The organism is Clostridium muellerianum (genome assembly GCF_012926525.1).
GTDB classification, from domain to species: Bacteria; Bacillota; Clostridia; order Clostridiales; family Clostridiaceae; genus Clostridium_AM; species Clostridium_AM muellerianum.
Genome location: NZ_JABBNI010000065.1, coordinates 1 through 18,869, shown reverse-complemented (window position 1 = coordinate 18,869; position 18,869 = coordinate 1). Strand labels below are relative to the sequence as shown.

General features: G+C 32.0%; 15 protein-coding genes and 1 pseudogene. 1 reads left to right on the top strand and 15 read right to left on the bottom strand.

Going from position 1 to position 18,869, the window contains the following annotated elements; all coding sequences use genetic code 11:
* Positions 1–48 precede the first annotated feature (48 nt).
* The 13 genes and pseudogenes from selD to HBE96_RS22230 form a co-directional block, all read right to left on the bottom strand.
* Positions 49–1,083, bottom strand: coding sequence for a selenide, water dikinase SelD (gene selD, locus HBE96_RS22290; protein ID WP_169299906.1), 1,035 nt, complete (start codon positions 1,081–1,083; stop codon positions 49–51).
* A gap of 52 nt (positions 1,084–1,135) precedes the next feature.
* Positions 1,136–1,723: pseudogene (locus HBE96_RS22285) on the bottom strand (aminotransferase class V-fold PLP-dependent enzyme); the annotation flags it as partial.
* Between the two features lie 57 nt (positions 1,724–1,780).
* Positions 1,781–2,671: a selenium metabolism-associated LysR family transcriptional regulator gene (locus HBE96_RS22280; RefSeq protein WP_169299905.1), complete on the bottom strand. Its 891-nt coding sequence runs from the start codon at positions 2,669–2,671 to the stop codon at positions 1,781–1,783.
* Positions 2,672–2,966: 295 nt separating this feature from the next.
* Positions 2,967–3,560 (bottom strand): DUF3841 domain-containing protein, encoded by a 594-nt coding sequence (locus HBE96_RS22275; protein ID WP_169299904.1) that lies wholly within the window; start codon positions 3,558–3,560, stop codon positions 2,967–2,969.
* Positions 3,536–4,096 (bottom strand): DUF3841 domain-containing protein, encoded by a 561-nt coding sequence (locus HBE96_RS22270; protein ID WP_169299903.1) that lies wholly within the window; start codon positions 4,094–4,096, stop codon positions 3,536–3,538. Before HBE96_RS22270 ends, HBE96_RS22275 begins: the two co-directional genes overlap by 25 nt.
* Before the next feature lie 40 nt (positions 4,097–4,136).
* Entirely contained in the window at positions 4,137–5,291 is a 1,155-nt protein-coding gene (grdD, locus tag HBE96_RS22265; RefSeq protein WP_169299902.1) for a glycine/sarcosine/betaine reductase complex component C subunit alpha, read from the bottom strand.
* 43 nt (positions 5,292–5,334) lie between these two features.
* On the bottom strand, positions 5,335–6,873 hold the full coding sequence (gene grdC / locus HBE96_RS22260) for a glycine/sarcosine/betaine reductase complex component C subunit beta (protein WP_169299901.1): 1,539 nt from the start codon (positions 6,871–6,873) through the stop codon (positions 5,335–5,337).
* Between the two features lie 95 nt (positions 6,874–6,968).
* On the bottom strand, positions 6,969–7,445 hold the full coding sequence (grdA, locus tag HBE96_RS22255) for a glycine/sarcosine/betaine reductase complex selenoprotein A (RefSeq protein ID WP_169299900.1): 477 nt from the start codon (positions 7,443–7,445) through the stop codon (positions 6,969–6,971).
* Between the two features lie 22 nt (positions 7,446–7,467).
* Complete coding sequence (trxA, locus tag HBE96_RS22250; RefSeq protein WP_169299899.1) at positions 7,468–7,791, bottom strand: thioredoxin TrxA; 324 nt, start codon at positions 7,789–7,791, stop codon at positions 7,468–7,470.
* 14 nt (positions 7,792–7,805) lie between these two features.
* Positions 7,806–8,753: a thioredoxin-disulfide reductase gene (gene trxB, locus HBE96_RS22245; RefSeq protein ID WP_169299898.1), complete on the bottom strand. Its 948-nt coding sequence runs from the start codon at positions 8,751–8,753 to the stop codon at positions 7,806–7,808.
* Between the two features lie 94 nt (positions 8,754–8,847).
* Positions 8,848–10,323 carry a glycine betaine uptake BCCT transporter gene (locus HBE96_RS22240; RefSeq protein WP_169299897.1) on the bottom strand — a complete coding sequence of 492 codons (1,476 nt, stop codon included), beginning with the start codon at positions 10,321–10,323 and terminating at the stop codon, positions 8,848–8,850.
* A 150-nt stretch (positions 10,324–10,473) separates the two neighbouring features.
* The gene (grdH, locus tag HBE96_RS22235; RefSeq protein WP_169299896.1) at positions 10,474–11,787 is read right to left on the bottom strand and encodes a betaine reductase selenoprotein B; all 1,314 of its coding nucleotides are present in this window, start codon (positions 11,785–11,787) and stop codon (positions 10,474–10,476) included.
* A 15-nt stretch (positions 11,788–11,802) separates the two neighbouring features.
* Positions 11,803–13,128 carry a glycine/sarcosine/betaine reductase component B subunit gene (locus tag HBE96_RS22230; protein WP_169299895.1) on the bottom strand — a complete coding sequence of 442 codons (1,326 nt, stop codon included), beginning with the start codon at positions 13,126–13,128 and terminating at the stop codon, positions 11,803–11,805.
* Between the two features lie 588 nt (positions 13,129–13,716).
* Between HBE96_RS22230 and HBE96_RS22225 the strand changes: the two genes are divergently transcribed.
* Positions 13,717–14,370, top strand: coding sequence for a TetR/AcrR family transcriptional regulator (locus tag HBE96_RS22225; protein ID WP_169299894.1), 654 nt, complete (start codon positions 13,717–13,719; stop codon positions 14,368–14,370).
* Positions 14,371–14,552: 182 nt separating this feature from the next.
* Here HBE96_RS22225 and HBE96_RS22220 read toward each other — a convergent pair whose 3' ends face one another.
* Complete coding sequence (locus HBE96_RS22220) at positions 14,553–15,626, bottom strand: permease (RefSeq protein WP_169299893.1); 1,074 nt, start codon at positions 15,624–15,626, stop codon at positions 14,553–14,555.
* Positions 15,627–16,847: 1,221 nt separating this feature from the next.
* On the bottom strand, positions 16,848–18,569 hold the full coding sequence (locus HBE96_RS22215) for an ATP-binding protein (protein WP_169299892.1): 1,722 nt from the start codon (positions 18,567–18,569) through the stop codon (positions 16,848–16,850).
* Positions 18,570–18,869 lie beyond the last annotated feature (300 nt).

The following is an 18,869-nucleotide window of genomic DNA, read 5'->3' as shown; positions in this document are numbered from 1 at the left end:
AGAATTCATTTATTTTAAAAAGATTAAGTAATAAGTAATTTTGCCATTTTACTCTACTATTATATAACCTTCTTCTTGCTTAGTTATTACTTCTCCAATAATAGCTGATGGTAATTCTAAATTTAAAAGTTCCTTAATTATTTTAGAACTTTCCTCTTTTGAACAAGTTATTAGAAGCCCACCTGATGTTTGGGGGTCAAATAATATATCTTTCATCCATTCTGGGGTATCTCTAAATTCAAACTTACCATCCATATATTTTCTATTATTATAAGCACCAGCTGGCACAAGTCCCATTTCCGCATACTCTTTTGCTTCTCTTATATATGGTATTTTATCCTTATATAATTTTAAAGTAACTCTCGAAGCTTCAGCCATTTCATATCCATGGCCCATAAGCCCAAAACCAGTTACGTCTGTACAAGCTGAAACATTGTAATTTACAATTACTTCACTTGCATATTTATTTAATGTCGCCATAACCTTTACAACTTTATCGTAAGCTTTCTTTGATGCTATTCCACCTTTTATAGCAGTGTTTATTATTCCAGTTCCTAAGGGCTTTGTTATAATGATATCCTCTCCAATCTTTGAACCAAAATTTTTGAGAATTTTATCTGGATGGACTATTCCCATTACAGATAATCCATACTTTGGCTCATCATCTTCTACAGTATGACCACCAATAACTACTGCCCCTGCTTCAATTACCTTATCTGCTCCGCCTCTTAATATTTCACCCAAAATATCTATGGATAAACAATTTGGAAAACATACTATATTTAAAGCTACTGTCGGTTTTCCACCCATTGCATATACATCACTTATAGAATTTGCAGCAGCAATTTGTCCAAAAGTATAGGGATCATCAACTACTGGGGTAAAAAAATCTAGTGTTTGTATAACTGCCATTTCATCACTTAGCTTGTAGACAGCAGCATCATCAGAAGTTTCTATTCCTACTATTAAATTTTTATCCTCCATTTTAGGCAACTTACCTAATATTTTTGACAGGGTCTCCGGCCCTATTTTTGCTGCTCACCCTGAAGTTTTACTTAGCTCTGTAAGTCTTTTTTGAGCCATGTTGACACCTCCCGCCAAAATTTCTCATCACATATCCACGTTATTTTTCTTTTTAAACACATCTCAATATTGAGTTTAATGCATATAAAGTGTAATCAATATCTTTTTTATCATTAAATGGTCCTAAACTAAACCTTAAAGTTCCTTTAGGAAAAGTTTTTATAGTTTTATGAGCTAAAGGTGCGGAATGTAATCCTGTTCTAGCCATTATTCCATAGTCTCTATCTAAAATAAATCCTAATTCGGCATTATTAATTTTACTTGAGTTTATAGAAATAGTAGGGGTTCTTAAAAAAGCCTCTTTAACACCATAGACTTTAATAGAAAAAATATTTAAAAGTCCGTCAATAAAACGTTGACAAAGTTCCTGCTCTCTTTCTTGAATAGATGTAATTCCTTCTTCTAATATATAATTAATTCCTGCAAGTCATCCAGCTATACCAGGAGCATTTAATGTTCCACTTTCAAATTTATCAGGAAGAAAATTAGGTTGAATTATGCTTTCTGATAAACTTCCTGTACCGCCTTCAATAAAAGGTAAAGCTTCTTTATTTAATTCATCGTCGATTAAAAAACCACCTATTCCTTGAGGACCTAAAAGAGACTTATGCCCTGTAAAAGCTAACGCATTACATCCTAATTTGTTTAATGTATGAACAATTATTACATATGAAAGACAATATAATGCTAATATTTATTAGAATTTATAATGACTCTTACATAGAGTAAAAAAAGCATTTGCGGCAGGCGTAAGAGTTCTCTTGGAGCTAACAACTAAATAAATATATCTTTTAAGAGAAAGATTCTTTATATAACTTTCTTTTATAAATCCTAAAGATACATAATCTTTAAATGTATTTTTTGAAACTATTGATATTCCAAGACCACTTTTTACAAACCGATAAAGAGTGTCTAGATTATTCACTTGAAAATGTATATCTATATTTGAAAAATCTATTCCTTGTTTTTTTAGAATGTCTTCAAATGTTTTACGAGTTGCAGATCCTCGTTCTCTTAATATAAATTTATATTTCAATAAAAAGTCTATATCTATGATGTCAGGAAAATTAAAATCTAATGAAGATATTATAACTAGATCATCTTCCATAATACTATAAGTTTTAATCTTTTCATCATTAACAAATTTACCTACAAGACCTATTTCACAATTAAACTTTATAACATCTTCAATTATTTTATCAGAGCTTTTTTCTACAACATCGAATGAAACATCAGGGTATTGCTGATAAAAATCTTTTATTAAAGAAGGCAATATAGTATTACAAGGAGTAGTACTTGCTGATAGCCTAAGCTTTCCACCAACTTTTTCATTAAAGTTTACAAGATTGCAGACAGCTTTATCACGAATATTTAAAATATCTATAGCATATTTTAGAAATGATTCCCCAGCAGGTGTTAGAAATACTTCTCTAGATGTTCGGTTAAATACTTGCACATTTAATTCTTTTTCCAAACTAGCTATATGAGCACTTATAGCAGGTTGTGATAAAAAAATTGAGTCTGCAGCCTTAGAAAAGCTTTTAAACTTTGCTACATTAATAAATGCTTCTATTTGATTAAACTCCATTAAAATCTCCTCCTGGTACTGTAATCTTTTTATTATCAATTACAAAGTTACAATCATTCCTATCCTTTAATTATTATTTAAAACCTCGCCGAACCCTAATTTTCACTTAATTTACAATATGCAATAAATAGTTGAGAACCAACAATGCACTATTAATGAGCTGAAGATTTTTTTAATCCAAGCCATTTCTCACTGTAAATTCTCAACTAAAAATCTTACTGTTATTCCTTAACTTAATAATTGCTTAGTGGTCATTTTATCATAAACAATTAATAAATTATTTAAACCTTTATATCTAAAAAGTATTTTCTTTAATACTAATAATCCACTCTTTTCTAAGCTCCCATAAACCTACTTGTAAGTTTTTTTCCTGTATAGCTCCTGATTTTATTAACTTATCATATTTAAATAAATTACCCCAGCTCTTTTTTATTTCTGATTTTAAATTTGGATAAAAAGGCTTTGTAAATATATCTGACTCAATGGAAATGTTCTGTTTTACTAACATAGCTTTATGCTTTTTCTCATCTTCTTCTCCAGCAGCCAAATATTTAAGATTTAAAATTTTATTCCAATCTTGAACCTTGAAAAAAATAACTTCTTCAATAGGCACTTCTAAAGTAAGCATATAGTTACCCGGATACCATTCAGCATAATCTGCTTTTGTAAATGTCCAAAATGGATACTCAGCATATTCAGGCTTTTTTACAATATTTTGTGCTTTATATATATACCAATTATATGCCTCTAAAAATATACTGGAAACCTCTTGATACTTTTTTACAATATACTCTCTTTTTACATAGCATACCTTCTGTTTAAGTAAAGTTTTAATAACTATTGGACTTTGGGAAGTATACAATATTATCTTATCACTCTTTGCACCCATTCTTTTTTCACCTCCCAAATTGTACCCTGCTTCAAATTTGACAATGAATAAGAATTATCAAATAGTCTGTTCCAGCTTTTAATTATTTCACTTTTAAGTTGAGGATAAAAACTGCTCATATATGCATTTGAGTGATTTGATATTCCATAATCTTTAAGTTTTTTATCATATGCATCTTCATCCTTCTTATTTAGCGGAACATACCATAAATTAACTATCCTATCCCATTTTCCTGAATCCGTTACAATAACCAAATTCTTATCCACTAAAAGTTCTAATGTAACCGTACCAGGTGTCTGTTGAAGCATAAAGTCAGGAGTTACTGAAACCCACACAGGATATTTTACATCCTGAGGTTTATCAACTATTTCACTTGCTTTCCTAGTGTACCAAGAATACACCTCAAAATAATGTTTTGCACAATCTTCTAGTTTCCGCTCTATATATTCTCTTTTTGCAATATATCTTCCTTCATCTTCTAAAACATCAAGAATGCTTACATCTTGTCTGGTCCATATTTTTATTTTTTCTCCCATAAAATCACCTTTATACTTTATATATATTAGGTAACTATTACTACTTAAATCCCTTCTTTACAAGTATATTAGCAGCATTTTCACTTTCTTCTTCACTTACCAAAATTATAGGACCAGTGCATCCCATACCGCTCTCTGAATATATGCCTTCCTTCCAAAGTGCTTTGCAGGCTTCTTCAAGCTCAAGTATATCAATTCCTGGAATACCGTAGGTTACTACCTTTTTAGGTGGCATTTTAATTTCTTCTACAGCAGCTGCAGGCTTATCCTTTTCAAGGATTTTTCCTATTATTTCTTTTAAACCTGCTGTGTTAGCATTTTTATACTCAATATCAGCAAGCTGTACTAAATTATTTTTTGCAGAAAGTGCACAATATTTTAATGCTTCACAAATTAATGGAGCTCCAGATGCTCTTGATACTATATTAATTATCTTATCATAGCCTTCTCCTACTCCTGGACCATATCCATATCCAGTAGTTTCATAGTTTCCACCTGTTGTAAATGATGCAAATATCTTTATAAGCAAATTACCTGTTAAAGAGTCACAAACCATAACATCAGGCGTTCCTGCCAGCAGATCATTCCCTCTCATAACTGAACCCCCATCAGCTCTCAAGGATTCACTAAAAGTAAACTTATATCCTCTACTTTGCAATTCTTTAAGTGCTCTCTCAACTCCTCTAGCTCCATCTACATTTAATATGCCAACCTTAGGATCCTTAATACCACAGGCTTTTGCAACAGCTATTCCATTTATAGTGTTTTTAATCATTCCTTCAACTCTATGGGTGGCTGTTGTTCCTGTAGTTGTTGCAATTATCATTTCTTTTCCCAAACCTGGTGCAATAACTTTTCCAACTGTTGAAACCCCTATAGGAAAATCAAAATGCTGAGTGACACATCCATCTATTGCTTTATTATCTAACAATTCCACCATTTTCTTATGACCTTCTTCAGCATCACTAACTTCAACTATTTGAAAGTCTCCTTCAACTTTAGGCCCTATTAAAACTATATCAAAATCACCATATTTGTTCCTGGCAAGTGCTGCAGCTTTAATCATCTCATCCACACCATGTTCTGAACCAAAAGTGGTTAATCCAATTTTAACTCTTTTTCCAAAGCTTCCACTTATAATTCCATCAGCTATTTCATCAAATACTTCTGCAATTACTTTTTTAGTTTGCTCCACATTGCTCCCTCCCTTTTATTAGTATCTATTAATAAACCATTGTTTATTCTTCCATCATTTTAGATGCAAATTTTTTTAATTCTTCAGCTATCATGTTCTTAATTTCTTCCTTTGAAACTGAAGCCTCAGTGCTTTCTACTGCACCAGTATTCTTTTCAACTAATATTGAAATTCCATCAAACAGATTAGTCATTCTTCCGAGGAATAGACTTCCTTTTCCTATTATCATGAAGTTATTTAACTTTCCTGACATTATATGCTCAATACCATGACCAACTATAGGAACTCCTGATGGTATATGGCCTTGTGTTGGTGCATATCCTGGGTATCCATGTTTTAATACGAAATTTAGTAATTCTTTTCTATCTAATTGTCCGCTCTTTACTGCAAGTGCTCCTATCATCTTGTAATTTTGAGTTGGAACATCTCCAGCTCCTGCTGGTTCTGTTAAATCTGGAGTTTGCATTTCTGGAGCAAATTTATCAATATCAGTAATTTTAAATCCGTTTTTAGTTAATGGATTTGAAACTAATGCTTCTAAAACCGCTTGTGGCGCAGATCCACTTCCAATACTATGTCTTCCTATTACATCTGTTCTTAAAATTGGGCTTACACCATCATTTTGAGATATTAGTATTGCAAATCCACCTAAACAATCTTCTAAAACAGGCAGTCCCTTTTTAATGTGATCTTTACCATTCATTCCAAGCTTAGCAGTTGCTCCACCAGCAAATACTATTACATTCTTATAAATTCCTGCTTTAACTAATGCTGCTGCTGCAACTATTGAATGTGAAGGACCAGCACAGAAGCCTCTCATATCTATACCTGTAGCACCTTTTATTCCTGCAATTTCACCACAAGCTTTAGCTATGTTTCCGCCACCTCTTTGATTCATATCGCCTATAGCTTCTTCTGAACATTCAATTAGGTATTCCACCTCATTAATATCTACTCCTGAGTTCTCTACTAGATGCATTAATGCAAGTACTCCTGAAGCCTTAACAGCTAAATTTTCAACAATAATATGTGAAGTTAAATTTTTATCAAATTCGTGTGCTCTTTTTACACAACCAACAAGCTTACCATTACTATACAATCCTTCAGCTATATGATTTTCTACTAGCTTTTCTATTTCAGACAAGTCTATTCCTTCCTTTAACTCGTCAGCTTTAATCTTTAAAACAGGATGAGAATTGAACTTTTCTTTAACAGTTTCTGTAAAACCTTTTTCTAATAAAACAAGATCAAATACGTCACTTATCTTCATTAAACCGTAGAACTCATCCTGAGGCATGATTTCACCAAACTTACCAAATCTGGATAAGCCTTCAACCTTTTCATCATACCATGGTCTCTTTCTTTCACTTAATTCTTCTGGAGTCATATTTCCAATATAAGTTTGATTTGGTGCATAACTAACAACATCCTCAAAAGATCTTAAGTGATTCGGTATATCCTTTAAATATTCTGATTCTGGATTTGTTTCTCTTTCTAGTGTTTGAGTAGTACCATTGTGCAATATCATATCTGGTGTATTTACTAATACATAAGCCGCATTTTTAATTACTGGAAAACTCATTTTTAAAACCTCCATTCATTATGTTCAGTTATTATATATTCAAAAACAGCATGCATCGCTGCATGCCATCTTTAGCCTGTTAAAGTTGTTGATGACTATTTATTGTACTTTGAATATTCATCTCTAATAGGCTTTACTTCACTAATAATTGCATCAACATCAAGAACCATTTCCATCATTCCACATTGTTCATCATAAACAGCTGGATCAAATTCATCTTTAACTTCTGGTTCTACTACATGATATACCCCAAGACCTAATGCAATTCCTGCGAGTGGTCCTGCGAAAGTTGGATCTCCAGCAGCTACAGTCTCTGCTGATAGTCCTGAAGCCTCTGCCTCAGCTCCTCCTATTATTACAATCACATTTTCAGCGCCATATTTTGAAGTTAAATCAATTACTCTTTGTTGGATCTCCAGATCCATAGCACCTGCGGCTGTTCAAACAAAGCATTCTGTGGAAGCGAATATAACTTCTGCTTTGGCACTTTTAACACATTCTTCGATAGCTGGACCTGGGATTCCATCCCTGTCACCTACTGCAATTATTTTCTTTCCTTCTAATAAACTCATAACTTTAACCTCCTAAATTTAATTAAGCATTGATATGTTTAATAATCATTGCTTCAATATTTTCTTTTGTAGCATCATCCTTTATGACTTCTTCAATTTTTTCTCCATCTTTATAAAGTATAATTGTAGGAAGTCCAAGCACTCTTTGTGAAATAGCTAATCTTCTAGCTTTTGTAGTATTTAATTTGCAAAATTTAACTTTATCTTCAAATTTAACTGATAATTCCTCTATATCTGGCAACAAAGCCTGACAAGGTACACAACCGTCTCCATAATAATCAACAAGTGTATAACCTTCAGATTCTAAAACTTCACCATTAAATGTCTCTTTGTCTAAAATTATCATATTAACTTCACCCTCTATTCTTCAAAATTATTTTCTATATATTTCTCTGCTTGTACAGCAGCTATGGCACCATCAGCAGCAGCTGTAACTACCTGTCTCAATGGTTTTTCTCTAATGTCTCCTGCTGCAAATACACCTTCAATATTAGTTTCCATCTTATCATTAGTTATAATATATCCTGCTTCACTAATATCAACTAGTTCTTTAACTAATTGATTGGTAGGTAAATAACCAACGAATACAAATATTCCAAAAGTTCCATCTTCTTCATCTGCAAAATATTCGCTTAATTCGCCTGTTTTAGTATCCTTAAATACTGCTGACTCCACTATTCCATCACCTTTTATTTCAGTGATTACTGAGTTCCACTTTATTTCAATTTTAGGATTTTTAAAAGCCTTTTCTTGTATTGATTTTGCAGCCCTCAATTCATCTCTTCTATGAACTATAGTAACCTTTTTAGCAAACTTTGTTAAATAAATAGCTTCCTCAATAGCTGAGTCTCCTCCACCTACTATAAAAACCTCTAAGCCCTCAAAGAATTCAGCATCACAAGTTGCACAGTAAGATACACCTTTACCTATCAATTCATTTTCTCCTGGACAACCAATTTTTCTAGGATTAGCTCCTGTAGCAATAATTATAGATTTAGCATAGTATTCTTCTTTTTCACCTTTTAACTTTTTTATTTTTCCACTAAAATCAACTTCTTTTATATTATCTTTTTTTCTTTCAGCACCAAAACTTTCAACCTGCTCTTCCATTCGAGCGATTAAACTTGGTCCTGTAGCATGCTCAACTGATCCTGGATAATTAGCTACTTCATCTGTGATTACAATCTGTCCGCCTACTTTAACTCTCTCCAGTATCAAAGTTTTTAGTCTAGCTCTTGCTGAATATATAGCTGCAGAAAGTCCTGCAGGACCAGAACCTATTATAATAACATCATAAATATTATTCATGTTGCACCTTCTTTCTTAATATTTCAATAATATTTACTTACTACTTAGGTAAATCTAATTTTGTCCATCATGTTTAGATACTACTATTGCTTCTTTAAACTTTCTCTTCCTTAAGAGCTTTGAATATGCTATAGCACATAACAAGCATAATCAGCATGAATGGAAATGCAGCAGCAATAGAAGCCGTTTGAAGTGTCTTTATTGCAGCAGTACCTCCTACTAAAATAATCATTATAGTAACAGCTCCCTGAGCAATTCCCCAAAATCCACTTAGTTTTTTACTTGGATTCAAATCTCCTCCAGATGTCAGCATACTTAATACATACGTAGCTGAAGTAGCAGCTCCTGCAAAAGACGTAACGATCAGTATAAGAGCTAATGGTGCAGTGATAACATATAGTGGTAGTTGCTGTAATGTTACAAATAAAGCAGTGGAAATATTAGCTTTAACAGCTGCCTGAATGGCACCATTTGACAATGCATCTAAATTAAATGCAGCTCCACCATAGATTGCAAGCCATAAGAAGCAGAAACCAGAAGGCAAGAACACTGATGCAAGTATGAACTCACGAATAGTACGTCCTCTGGAAACACGTGCTATAAACTGGCCTACAAATCCTGCCCACGCAATATACCAAGCTCTGTAGAATATCGGCCAGGCTTTAGTCCATTCAATATTGCCCATCCACATACTCTGTCCTATAAAGTTTTGAATATAATCACCAAGTGTGTGAGTAAAAGTATTTAATATAAATACCATTCCACCAAACAGAAAAATAAATACCATAAATCCAATTGAAAGCCATACCTTCACATCAGCAACAGCCTGCATCGCCTTATGTAGTCCAGATACAGTAGCAAGCGTAAATATCGCTGTCATAATTGCAATAATAACAGCAGTCATACCAGGTGTAGCTTTAATTCCCCAGATATACTGTATTCCTGTAGCAATTTGGCCAGCTCCTAGTCCCAAGCTCGTCGCTACGCCAAACATTGTCGCAAATACTGCTATTATATCGATGGTCTTACCGATAGGTCCTCGAATACGATCACCAAGGATTGGATAAAAAGCAGAGCTGATTAAGCAAGGAAGTCCTTTTCGATACTGGAAGTAACCCAAAGCTAAACCGCAAACCGCATAAATAATCCAAACATGAATACCGAAATCATTAAACACAATTCTCATAGCATCATGCATAGCTTGTGGAGTTCCTGGCTGTGCAACAGGCGGTGCCATATAATGACTCATCGGTTCAGCAATGGACCAAAAAACCATTCCGATGCCCATTCCTCCTCCAAATAGCATAGTAAACCACTGGAAAGTTGTAAATTCCGGTTTTTCATCATCTTTCCCCAGCTTAATTTTACCGTAACGGCTGAGAGCAATAACAAATATAAATACTGATAAAAGATATAACCAACCAAAATTAGTAGTTAAAAATGATAACACACCATTGGATGTTTTAGACATTTGAGAAGGCAGGATTATACTAAATGCTACAAATATTAGAGCTATACCTGCGGAAACATAGAGAACCGAGCGGTCTTTTGCTTTTTGTTCATTTGACATAATTAATTTTCCTCCTTCACAAAACTAATCTAAATAGGTCTCATTCATATTAACAAGACCTATTTAGTTATATGAAATTCATTTTCCTTTTGTTAAATTGAGTAAATAATTCTCATAAAATCACAGATTTTGGCACTCTGCCTAACTGATCTAGATCTTTACTTTAAAAACAGTTTGTTCTTCAATATCAGTTGCAAGAGAATCTAAAGCTACACCTACTCTGTGATATCTTAATTTCCACTGATGATCTTTAGAATCTGCAGGGTTTCCAAGTGGATATGGAATAGAAATAGTTGGTACTATTCTATTTGAACCTACTGTTGTCGCTACAGGAATCAAATTACACATTTGAACAACTGGGAATCCAGCTCTTTCAATTTCTTTTACCATTGTTGCACCGCAACGTGTACAAGTTCCTCAGGTGGAAGTTAGTACAACTGCATTTACATTGGCTTCCTTTAGATATACAATAATTTCTTTTGCCATTCTAGCAGCTTCACCTTGGGTAGTTCCAGTTCCAACTGTAGAATAGAAATACTCATGAAGTTTACCTATTTTTCCTTCCTTTTCGTATGCTCTTAAAGCATCTAATGGAACTATTACATCTGGATCTGCATCTGCTGCTGCAGGGTCAAATCCTGCATGGATTGTCTTGAATACTCCACCTTCTAAATCGTCTAAATTCGATATATCATATCTACCCCATCTTGTTGCTGAAGCAGATTGAATTCTATCAGGGTTATCTACAGGAACTATACCTCCAGTTGTTACACAAGCTATAGTTGCTTTACTTAAGTCTTTAATAGGTGGTGCTATTGGAACTCTATCCATTTTAGGAATAGGCAGTTCTGTTTCAAATTTTTCACCATTTAATTTCTTTATCATCATTTCCACTACTCTATCAGCAGCTGGTTTACCTGATTCAAGCCAAACTTGATGTCTTTTGCCTCTTCCATAGTAGCCTTCTTCTCCTGCAGAAAGCAGTTTTCCGCCACTAAGTAATTTATTTCCAAAATCGGCCATTGCCTTTACATCTTTTCTCATTCTTCCAGCATTATTTCCACCTATAAAGATATAAACATCTTTTTTGAACATCTCAACACCAGGATTTTCAATGTGCATAGATGATATTACTGGTACATTAAATTTCTCTTTTACAGCTTTACATATAACTCCGCAAGCATTTCCATATCTGCCAGCTTGAAATGCAGGTCCTGCAAAGAATATATCAAATTCTTTTCCCTCTAAAAATCCTAGTATCTTTTCTACTGCTTCTTTTTCATTGGAACCCATGAAGTTATCTCCACATATTATTGTGTGAGTTACTTCTGCATCTTTAAGTTGTTTATTTAATTCTAAAGCAGGTCCAACTAACCCTTCTCTTATTTCTGGTTGAAAATCTGCCTTATCCTCTCCACCTATTTGACCAAAGAATTGGTTCAAATATAAAATTGCTTTCTTCATCTAAACTACACCTCCTTAAAAATCTTTCATTGTCTTTGGTGACCAACCAACAGCCTGATCTCCGCAGAACATAGCATTGTTTTCCATAATAATTGAACCATCTTCTCTTACTGAAGATCCTAATATTTCATCATTTGACCAACCTCCAGACAAACCATCTCTAGCTAAAGATTGTAATTCGCCTATAACAGTTTCCATTGGAGGTAGTTCTATCAACTCCGAAACGTTTCCAGTGGATACAATAGCATCTGCCTTTATATCTAAAGAAACTAAAGGTTGAGATTCACCATCTCTTCCTGTACATTCATTAGTAATACCACAAGTTTTAACTCCAGCATCTTCTAAAGCTACTATACACGCTATGAAGTCTGCATCTGGATTTCCATATCCTTCTTCAGCTACGATAGCTCCATCTGCACCTAAGGATTTAGCCATTTGAGCTACAAATAAAGCCGAACGTTTCTTTTGCTCTAATGCTACATTAAGGTTTGACATTATAACTCCTAAGAAGTTAAGTGTTTTACCATGCTCTGCATAAAGTCTTTTAATAGTCGGATTATTCTGAAAATCATAAGTTGACCACTTTGATGAACATGGCATAAAGCTTCCTGAAATCACAGCTCCATCCAATACTTCATTTGGATGCATAAATGTTGGAACCATATGATTTGCATCCCATCCATAAACTAGATCATTATATCCCATCTCTTCCATTTGTGATTGAGGCTGCATAACAAATACAACACTTGGAAGCTTTTGAACATCTTCAGGTCTTTTTGTAATGGCATCCAATTCAAAAGTTTCAATATCTTCAGGCTCTAAATCCTTAACACAGTTTCCTATATATTCGGCCAGTTTATGTCCTGCCCATCTTAAAGCTTTATTTTTCTTCTGCTGTTCGTGCTTTTCGAATTCCTCATCTGTATCACCTACAAGCACTATGTTTTTTAGTTGTGAATAGTATGTGTATTTTGCACCTTCACCACTCATATCTATTAATCCATCCTGGAATCCACCCCAATGCTTACCAACTACAAGCAAGCTGCAATCTTTAAGTGCATGTGTACGGCCATCTCCAACTGGAATTACATCTCCAGTTACACCTGGAAATAATGTAGAACCATCAACCTTAACTCTGCATTCAATGGCTTCCTTTACAGGAACAAGACGAACTTTGTCTCCAGGCTTTACAATTAAAAGATCTGCCTCGGTAATATGTTCATCTTCCAATACATAATCTAAAGCTTCTTTTTTGTTAATTGTTAAAATGCCTTCTTTATAACTTGTTGAGCTGCCAAAAACAATATCCTTAACATGAAAGTTTCCAATTTCAAGTTTCATTATTGGACCTCCTCTACCATAAAAATTATTTTTTAATTGTCGGAATTGAGCAAATAGTACTATTTGTTCAAATATTAACACACTATATTCGTTTTTTCAATCACGATTATTTAATAATCACGATTGAAACCTATAGAAATATCAAATTGCTTCTATTATAAATTTTAATAATGTCGAAAAGGATTACATTTTCTGTATTTCAAGCTATCATGCTATAGAAATTTAAAATACATATTATAAAATTAAGTAATACACTTAAACTATGCTATAATAAATTTTATCCAATAAGTAACATAACCACTTTAAAATTAATTTAAACCTACTAAAAAAATACAACGTACCAAATACCTCTTAATTATAATCAGTATTGGTAAAAAACTAACAATTGGAAATTATTTTGTAAATATTGCTCCATATTTTTTAAGTTGAGCCTTCATATTTACCGATGACACTCTATAAGCTAAATTATGAAAATAAAATACATAAAGTTGAGTTATATAATGTTCTGTTAAAAAAATGGTTTTAGTAATTTTTGTAGAATTATAAATTAAAGTAAATTATATTAATTAAACATTTCTGGAGGACAAAATGGATAAAAAAGAAATAAAACGATATAGAAATATGAGTTATTTTATTGAGGCTGCTGTCCATATCATGGATGAGGAAGGAATTGAATTTGTTACCATAAGAAAAGTTTCAGATTTGGCAGGATATAATAGTGCTACCCTTTATAACTATTTTGAAAGCCTGGATGAACTTATACTATTTGCCTCAATAAGGTATCTTAAGGAATATACTTTAAACCTAAAAGAATACATAAAATCAGCAAAGAACAGCCTTGAAAGGTATTATAAAATATGGGAATGTTTTTGCAGATACTCTTTTTCAAACCCTAAAATATATAACAATATTTTTTTTGGAAATCACAGTAATTCCATATTCCAAATAATTAAAGAGTATTATTCCATTTTTCCTGAAGAATTGGGTGAGCATCCAGAGGAACTCATGCCAATGCTTTTAAAGAGCAATTTATATGAGAGAAACCTAGCTCTTCTAAAAATACTAGCAGCCGATGGATATTTAAAGGAAGGATGCCTAAATGATATTAATGAAATGACCATACTTTTATATCAAGGAATGATTACTAAAATATTAAATAACGAGGAAACCTTTAATATTGAAGATTGCTCAGAAACAATGTTAAGATATATTAAACAAATAACTACTTCTTTCAAAAATTAATTTTAAGAAAAATAAAAAAGAGACTGGCAGATCTTAAGAAAGTGAATGCAATATTTTATAAAGCCTGCCCAAAACTATATGTGTCTCAAAATATAAATTACACCAATTTGTAATAAAATCATCACAAATTGGTGTAGACTACATATCAGACAGCCACCTATATTTTTAATTCTACTTACTTTTTATAATACCAGCATGCCTATAAAACCGCTGAGGATACCAATTATTGCAACAGCAGAACCAACAAACACAAGTACTCTAGTTGGAAAAGCACGTCTTACTAATAATAGTGATGTAAGACTTACGGCAGGCAGAGTCAAAAGTAAAGCCGCCGCTGGACCTGCTCCTAAACCAAAAATCATTAGAGTTTGAATAATTGGAATTTCTGCTGCAGTTGGTATTACAAATAATGTACCAGCAACAGACAATCCTATTATAGCTATTATACTATGTCCCCAAGCAGGGCTTATAGCTGGAAATAGCCATGCTCTTATAGCGCCTAGCAATGCAACTACAATTAGGTATGCAGGTATTGTATCTATAACTAATTGAAATAAAGCTTTTACCCAACGAATAAATAGACTTTCATTGTCCTCAGATGACTCAGATTTAGATATCATTGACTCAGTATCAGTTTCACTATCTTTAGCAAACCTGGCAGCAAATGTTGAGATACCAAATACTAAAATTAATCCCATAATTATTCTAAATATTGCAAAATTCCATCCTAAAACAAAACCCATGAATATAATAGTTGCTGGGTTAAGAGTTGGGTTGCCTAAAAAGAAAGCTAATGCAGCATTAGTTGATGCTGAAGATTTTTTCAGGCCAACAGTAACAGGTGCTGCACAACATGAACACATCATACCTGGAAGAGATGTTACTCCAGCCACTGCAGTACTTCCAAAACTCTTGCCTCCCATTGCTTTTTTGATCCAGTTTTTAGGAATAGCTACTTGTACAAGTGAACCTAGTAATAATCCAAGTACTACTGCTTTCCATACAGCTGTAAAGTATGAAATCATATATGCTAATGCAGCTGCCCATGAAGGAGCAGGGGCAAGATTAGTTTTACCTGACACTATCGAAGCTCCAATAGAATGTTTCGATGCTGCTAAAAACGCTTTTGTATAATAAGGACTCCATTTTACATAAAATAATCCTATAATTACTACAAGTGCAAAAAAGATAACTAATCCTATGTTTTTTTGTTCTCTAATTTTCTTAGATTTTTCATATGCAAGTTTTTGAGCCATAATACTACTTTACCCCCTTCGAAACATTAATTCGCATCATTTACATAGTGTTATATATATACAACATCATAATTAGATCTTACATTGCTTTGATGAATACTAAAATTTAATTTTGATTTTATAACAAAATTAAGATTTTCAATTTGGATATCTATAATTATAGTTTAATGTTAAATCTGTATCAAATAACTATATCTGATACGTAAAAATAAAATCATAAGAAAATTTGATAATACCCCAATACAACAATCTTGGCATGATGTATCTTTGCATTGTTCAGTATCATTATTCCACTTGGCTAATTACGGTGATACAATTAATTCTAAAGATTTATTTTTTGAAATCTTTTGATGGATATAAATTTAACTAAATTTATAGCTATGGGAACAAAAAAGTTTATCAAAACAACAACTGCACCTTAATAAACATATACGTTTTTATTAAAAATACTTTCTATATAATTTACTCTTTCCTCTGAATCTTTTACTTATCAATTCTTATTTTGATAGTTTTTCTAACTTCGTAACTTTTATGAACAGTTAGTCAAAATTAAAACTGCTATATATAGATGCATTAACCTTAATATTGAATATATCTATTAGATTTTAAATTCTTATAATTATAAAAGAAGTGTTCATACAAGACTTCCTTTTTATCCTCTATTTCATATTCATCATATAATTCTGGCAAATTATCATACAAGTAATTATATATTGCTCCCTTAACTGTTGATTGTACTTTAGTTTTGAAATAATTAATTTTCGTCTTTTAAGAAGCTCCTTACTTATTTCCTTTACTCTTTTTCTAAATGATAAATTAGATATGTGTTTTTAGCACAAAATCAAACCGTAACCCTATTGATTTTGCTTGATTAGCTTAACTACAGTTTCCACATGGGCAGTTTGTTTAATAAGGCTACTTTTTTTACATTTTTTTTGTATTGAAATATATTTTTATGTACTCTAAAACTATTGATATATAAAGAGTGTAAATATTTTATTATAACTTTGCATATCTTATTAAATTTTATTATAATTTCTACATTGGCGGAAGAATGGCGGAAAATTTCGTTCTTTCCGCCATTTTATATTTTAATAGTTTTATTGATTATATAATTGTAATTGCATAGCTTTTTATCTTGCTTTTCCATTCACTACTCACTCAATCGACCGCTCAATCAATTGATTAAGCGGTCGATTAAGCGGTCAATTAAACGGTCGATTATTTTTGATCCATTAACACATATCTAGTAGCTACTCCTTTCCCTGTTTTCTTTATTTTTCTCATCTCTTCTAATTGTTTAAATAATCCTGTTGTTTTTGTTCTCCCAAATCCTAATGCTTCTCTACATTCTTTATTACTAGTACTTCCATTTATCTTTATATATTCTAAAATACTTATTTGATCATTATTTAGAGGTTTATCTTTAATAAGTATTTTATTAAAATCAGCATTTGAATTGTATTCATGATTTAAATAATATACTTTTCCTCTTCCATAACCATCTACTATTAAAGTTTCCTTTTCCACTAAGTTATGCAAGATTCCAGTTATGTCATATGAATGTTTATCCATCATTAATTGGACACGTGCATTGTTAACACTACCTTCTAAATATGCTGTGGCAAGTATTAATACTTCATCTTTATTAAATGAGTTAAAATCTTTTCCAAATATACTTTTTAATGATTCTAAGCATTCTTCTGGTAACATAGATATCATCCATAATTTCAAAGAAACCTGGTTTAAATTAGTTTCTTCTTTTAATTCTGGTATTCTCCAATTTTGTTCATTCCATGCTGATAAAATTTTAGGAAATCCAGATCCTGCACTTTCACCTAAACCTATTAAAGAAAACATTTTTTGAATTCTAGGATTTCTACTTTTAGAATTTCCACCCTTAAATATGCTTTTTAAATCTATCTTCAGACTTCCTGGATTAGTAAACTCCAAACTATCTTTTGTTTTTACAATTTTTAATGTTCCTTGTATATTAAAATCTGCATGTATTATTTGATTTACAAATGCTTCTCTTATTGCTTGATGAATTGCAGTATCATCTTTACGTTCTAAATTTTCCAATTTAAATGGTATCTTTACATTACTTGTTAATTTATTAATTACTGTAAAATAGAAATTATAAAGGTTATTTTCCCATGTTCCATCTATAGTAAATCTATCAGACCATCTTTGATTAGAATCTACATCTACTTCTTCTCTATAATCAAAATTTATATTTGCAAATAAATCTCTAATATAAAGGCCCTTTCCAAACATAAGCATTCCAGCTCCTGTTACGCCTTTGATTTTCCTTCTTCTATCTTCCTTTATTCCACCTAGCATTTCCATAAATTCTTCATTATCAAGTGCATTCCAGGGATGATCTGGTTGTCTGGAACTAAATCTATTTCTATATTTCTTTATTGCTTCTTCATCCAAATCCTTTACTGTATAATCTTCAAGTATTACACCATCATTACCTTCTTCTGATGCATCCCTTATCATGGCATTAACTTCATCTGCTGTAGATTTATAATCACCTTCTGCATTACGTTTATATGTTCCTTTATATGGATTTTCATTTAAGTATATTGGACGTTCCTTATAACTAGCTCTTGGAACATTTATTATTAAAACATCCATTCCTTCAATACTTAATTTTTCTACATCCTCATCTCTTAATAAATTTATATTAACTTTGTTTCCATTTATTGTATTCCAAAAATCCTGTATTCTTTTATCTATATTTTTTACTCCCTGAACTTCAAATGTCCCTTTAATTTTATTTTCTTTTATTCCTAAAATTATTATTCCACCATTCGTATTTGCCATAGCAGAATAACTTTCCCATAAAGAATTAGGAACTTTATTTTCTCCCTCTTTACATTCTACATCAACGGTTTCACCAATTTTCAATATATCCAATAATTCTATATCTGTCATTTTCGCTCTCACCATCCTTCATATTGAAATAAAAAATCTATATTTTAATCTAGTGATTTCATTCTTCCATTTTATTGTAAATTATCTATTCTATTATATCAATATTACCTTAACTTTGTAATTAAATTATATACTAATCTTACATTATCTAAAAGTTTCATATAATGCTTTATTAATTACCTAAGTTTCGTACAAACGAAACTTTAGTAGTTTCCATATTATAGTTTCCAAAAAATAAATAATGGATAATACCAAGCCTTGAAGTATAATTTTCTTTGCAGAGAAAAATTAAGAAAGGCA

Excerpts from the sequence above, each read along its gene's own strand:
- HBE96_RS22280 (WP_169299905.1), bottom strand. The coding sequence starts at position 2,671 with ATGGAGTTTAATCAAATAGAAGCATTTATTAATGTAGCAAAGTTTAAA.
- HBE96_RS22275 (WP_169299904.1), bottom strand. The coding sequence starts at position 3,560 with ATGGGTGCAAAGAGTGATAAGATAATATTGTATACTTCCCAAAGTCCA.
- HBE96_RS22270 (WP_169299903.1), bottom strand. The coding sequence starts at position 4,096 with ATGGGAGAAAAAATAAAAATATGGACCAGACAAGATGTAAGCATTCTT.
- grdC (WP_169299901.1), bottom strand. The coding sequence starts at position 6,873 with ATGAGTTTTCCAGTAATTAAAAATGCGGCTTATGTATTAGTAAATACA.
- trxA (WP_169299899.1), bottom strand. The coding sequence starts at position 7,791 with ATGATAATTTTAGACAAAGAGACATTTAATGGTGAAGTTTTAGAATCT.
- trxB (WP_169299898.1), bottom strand. The coding sequence starts at position 8,753 with ATGAATAATATTTATGATGTTATTATAATAGGTTCTGGTCCTGCAGGA.
- HBE96_RS22240 (WP_169299897.1), bottom strand. The coding sequence starts at position 10,323 with ATGTCAAATGAACAAAAAGCAAAAGACCGCTCGGTTCTCTATGTTTCC.
- HBE96_RS22230 (WP_169299895.1), bottom strand. The coding sequence starts at position 13,128 with ATGAAACTTGAAATTGGAAACTTTCATGTTAAGGATATTGTTTTTGGC.
- HBE96_RS22225 (WP_169299894.1), top strand. The coding sequence starts at position 13,717 with ATGGATAAAAAAGAAATAAAACGATATAGAAATATGAGTTATTTTATT.
- HBE96_RS22220 (WP_169299893.1), bottom strand. The coding sequence starts at position 15,626 with ATGGCTCAAAAACTTGCATATGAAAAATCTAAGAAAATTAGAGAACAA.
- HBE96_RS22215 (WP_169299892.1), bottom strand. The coding sequence starts at position 18,569 with ATGACAGATATAGAATTATTGGATATATTGAAAATTGGTGAAACCGTT.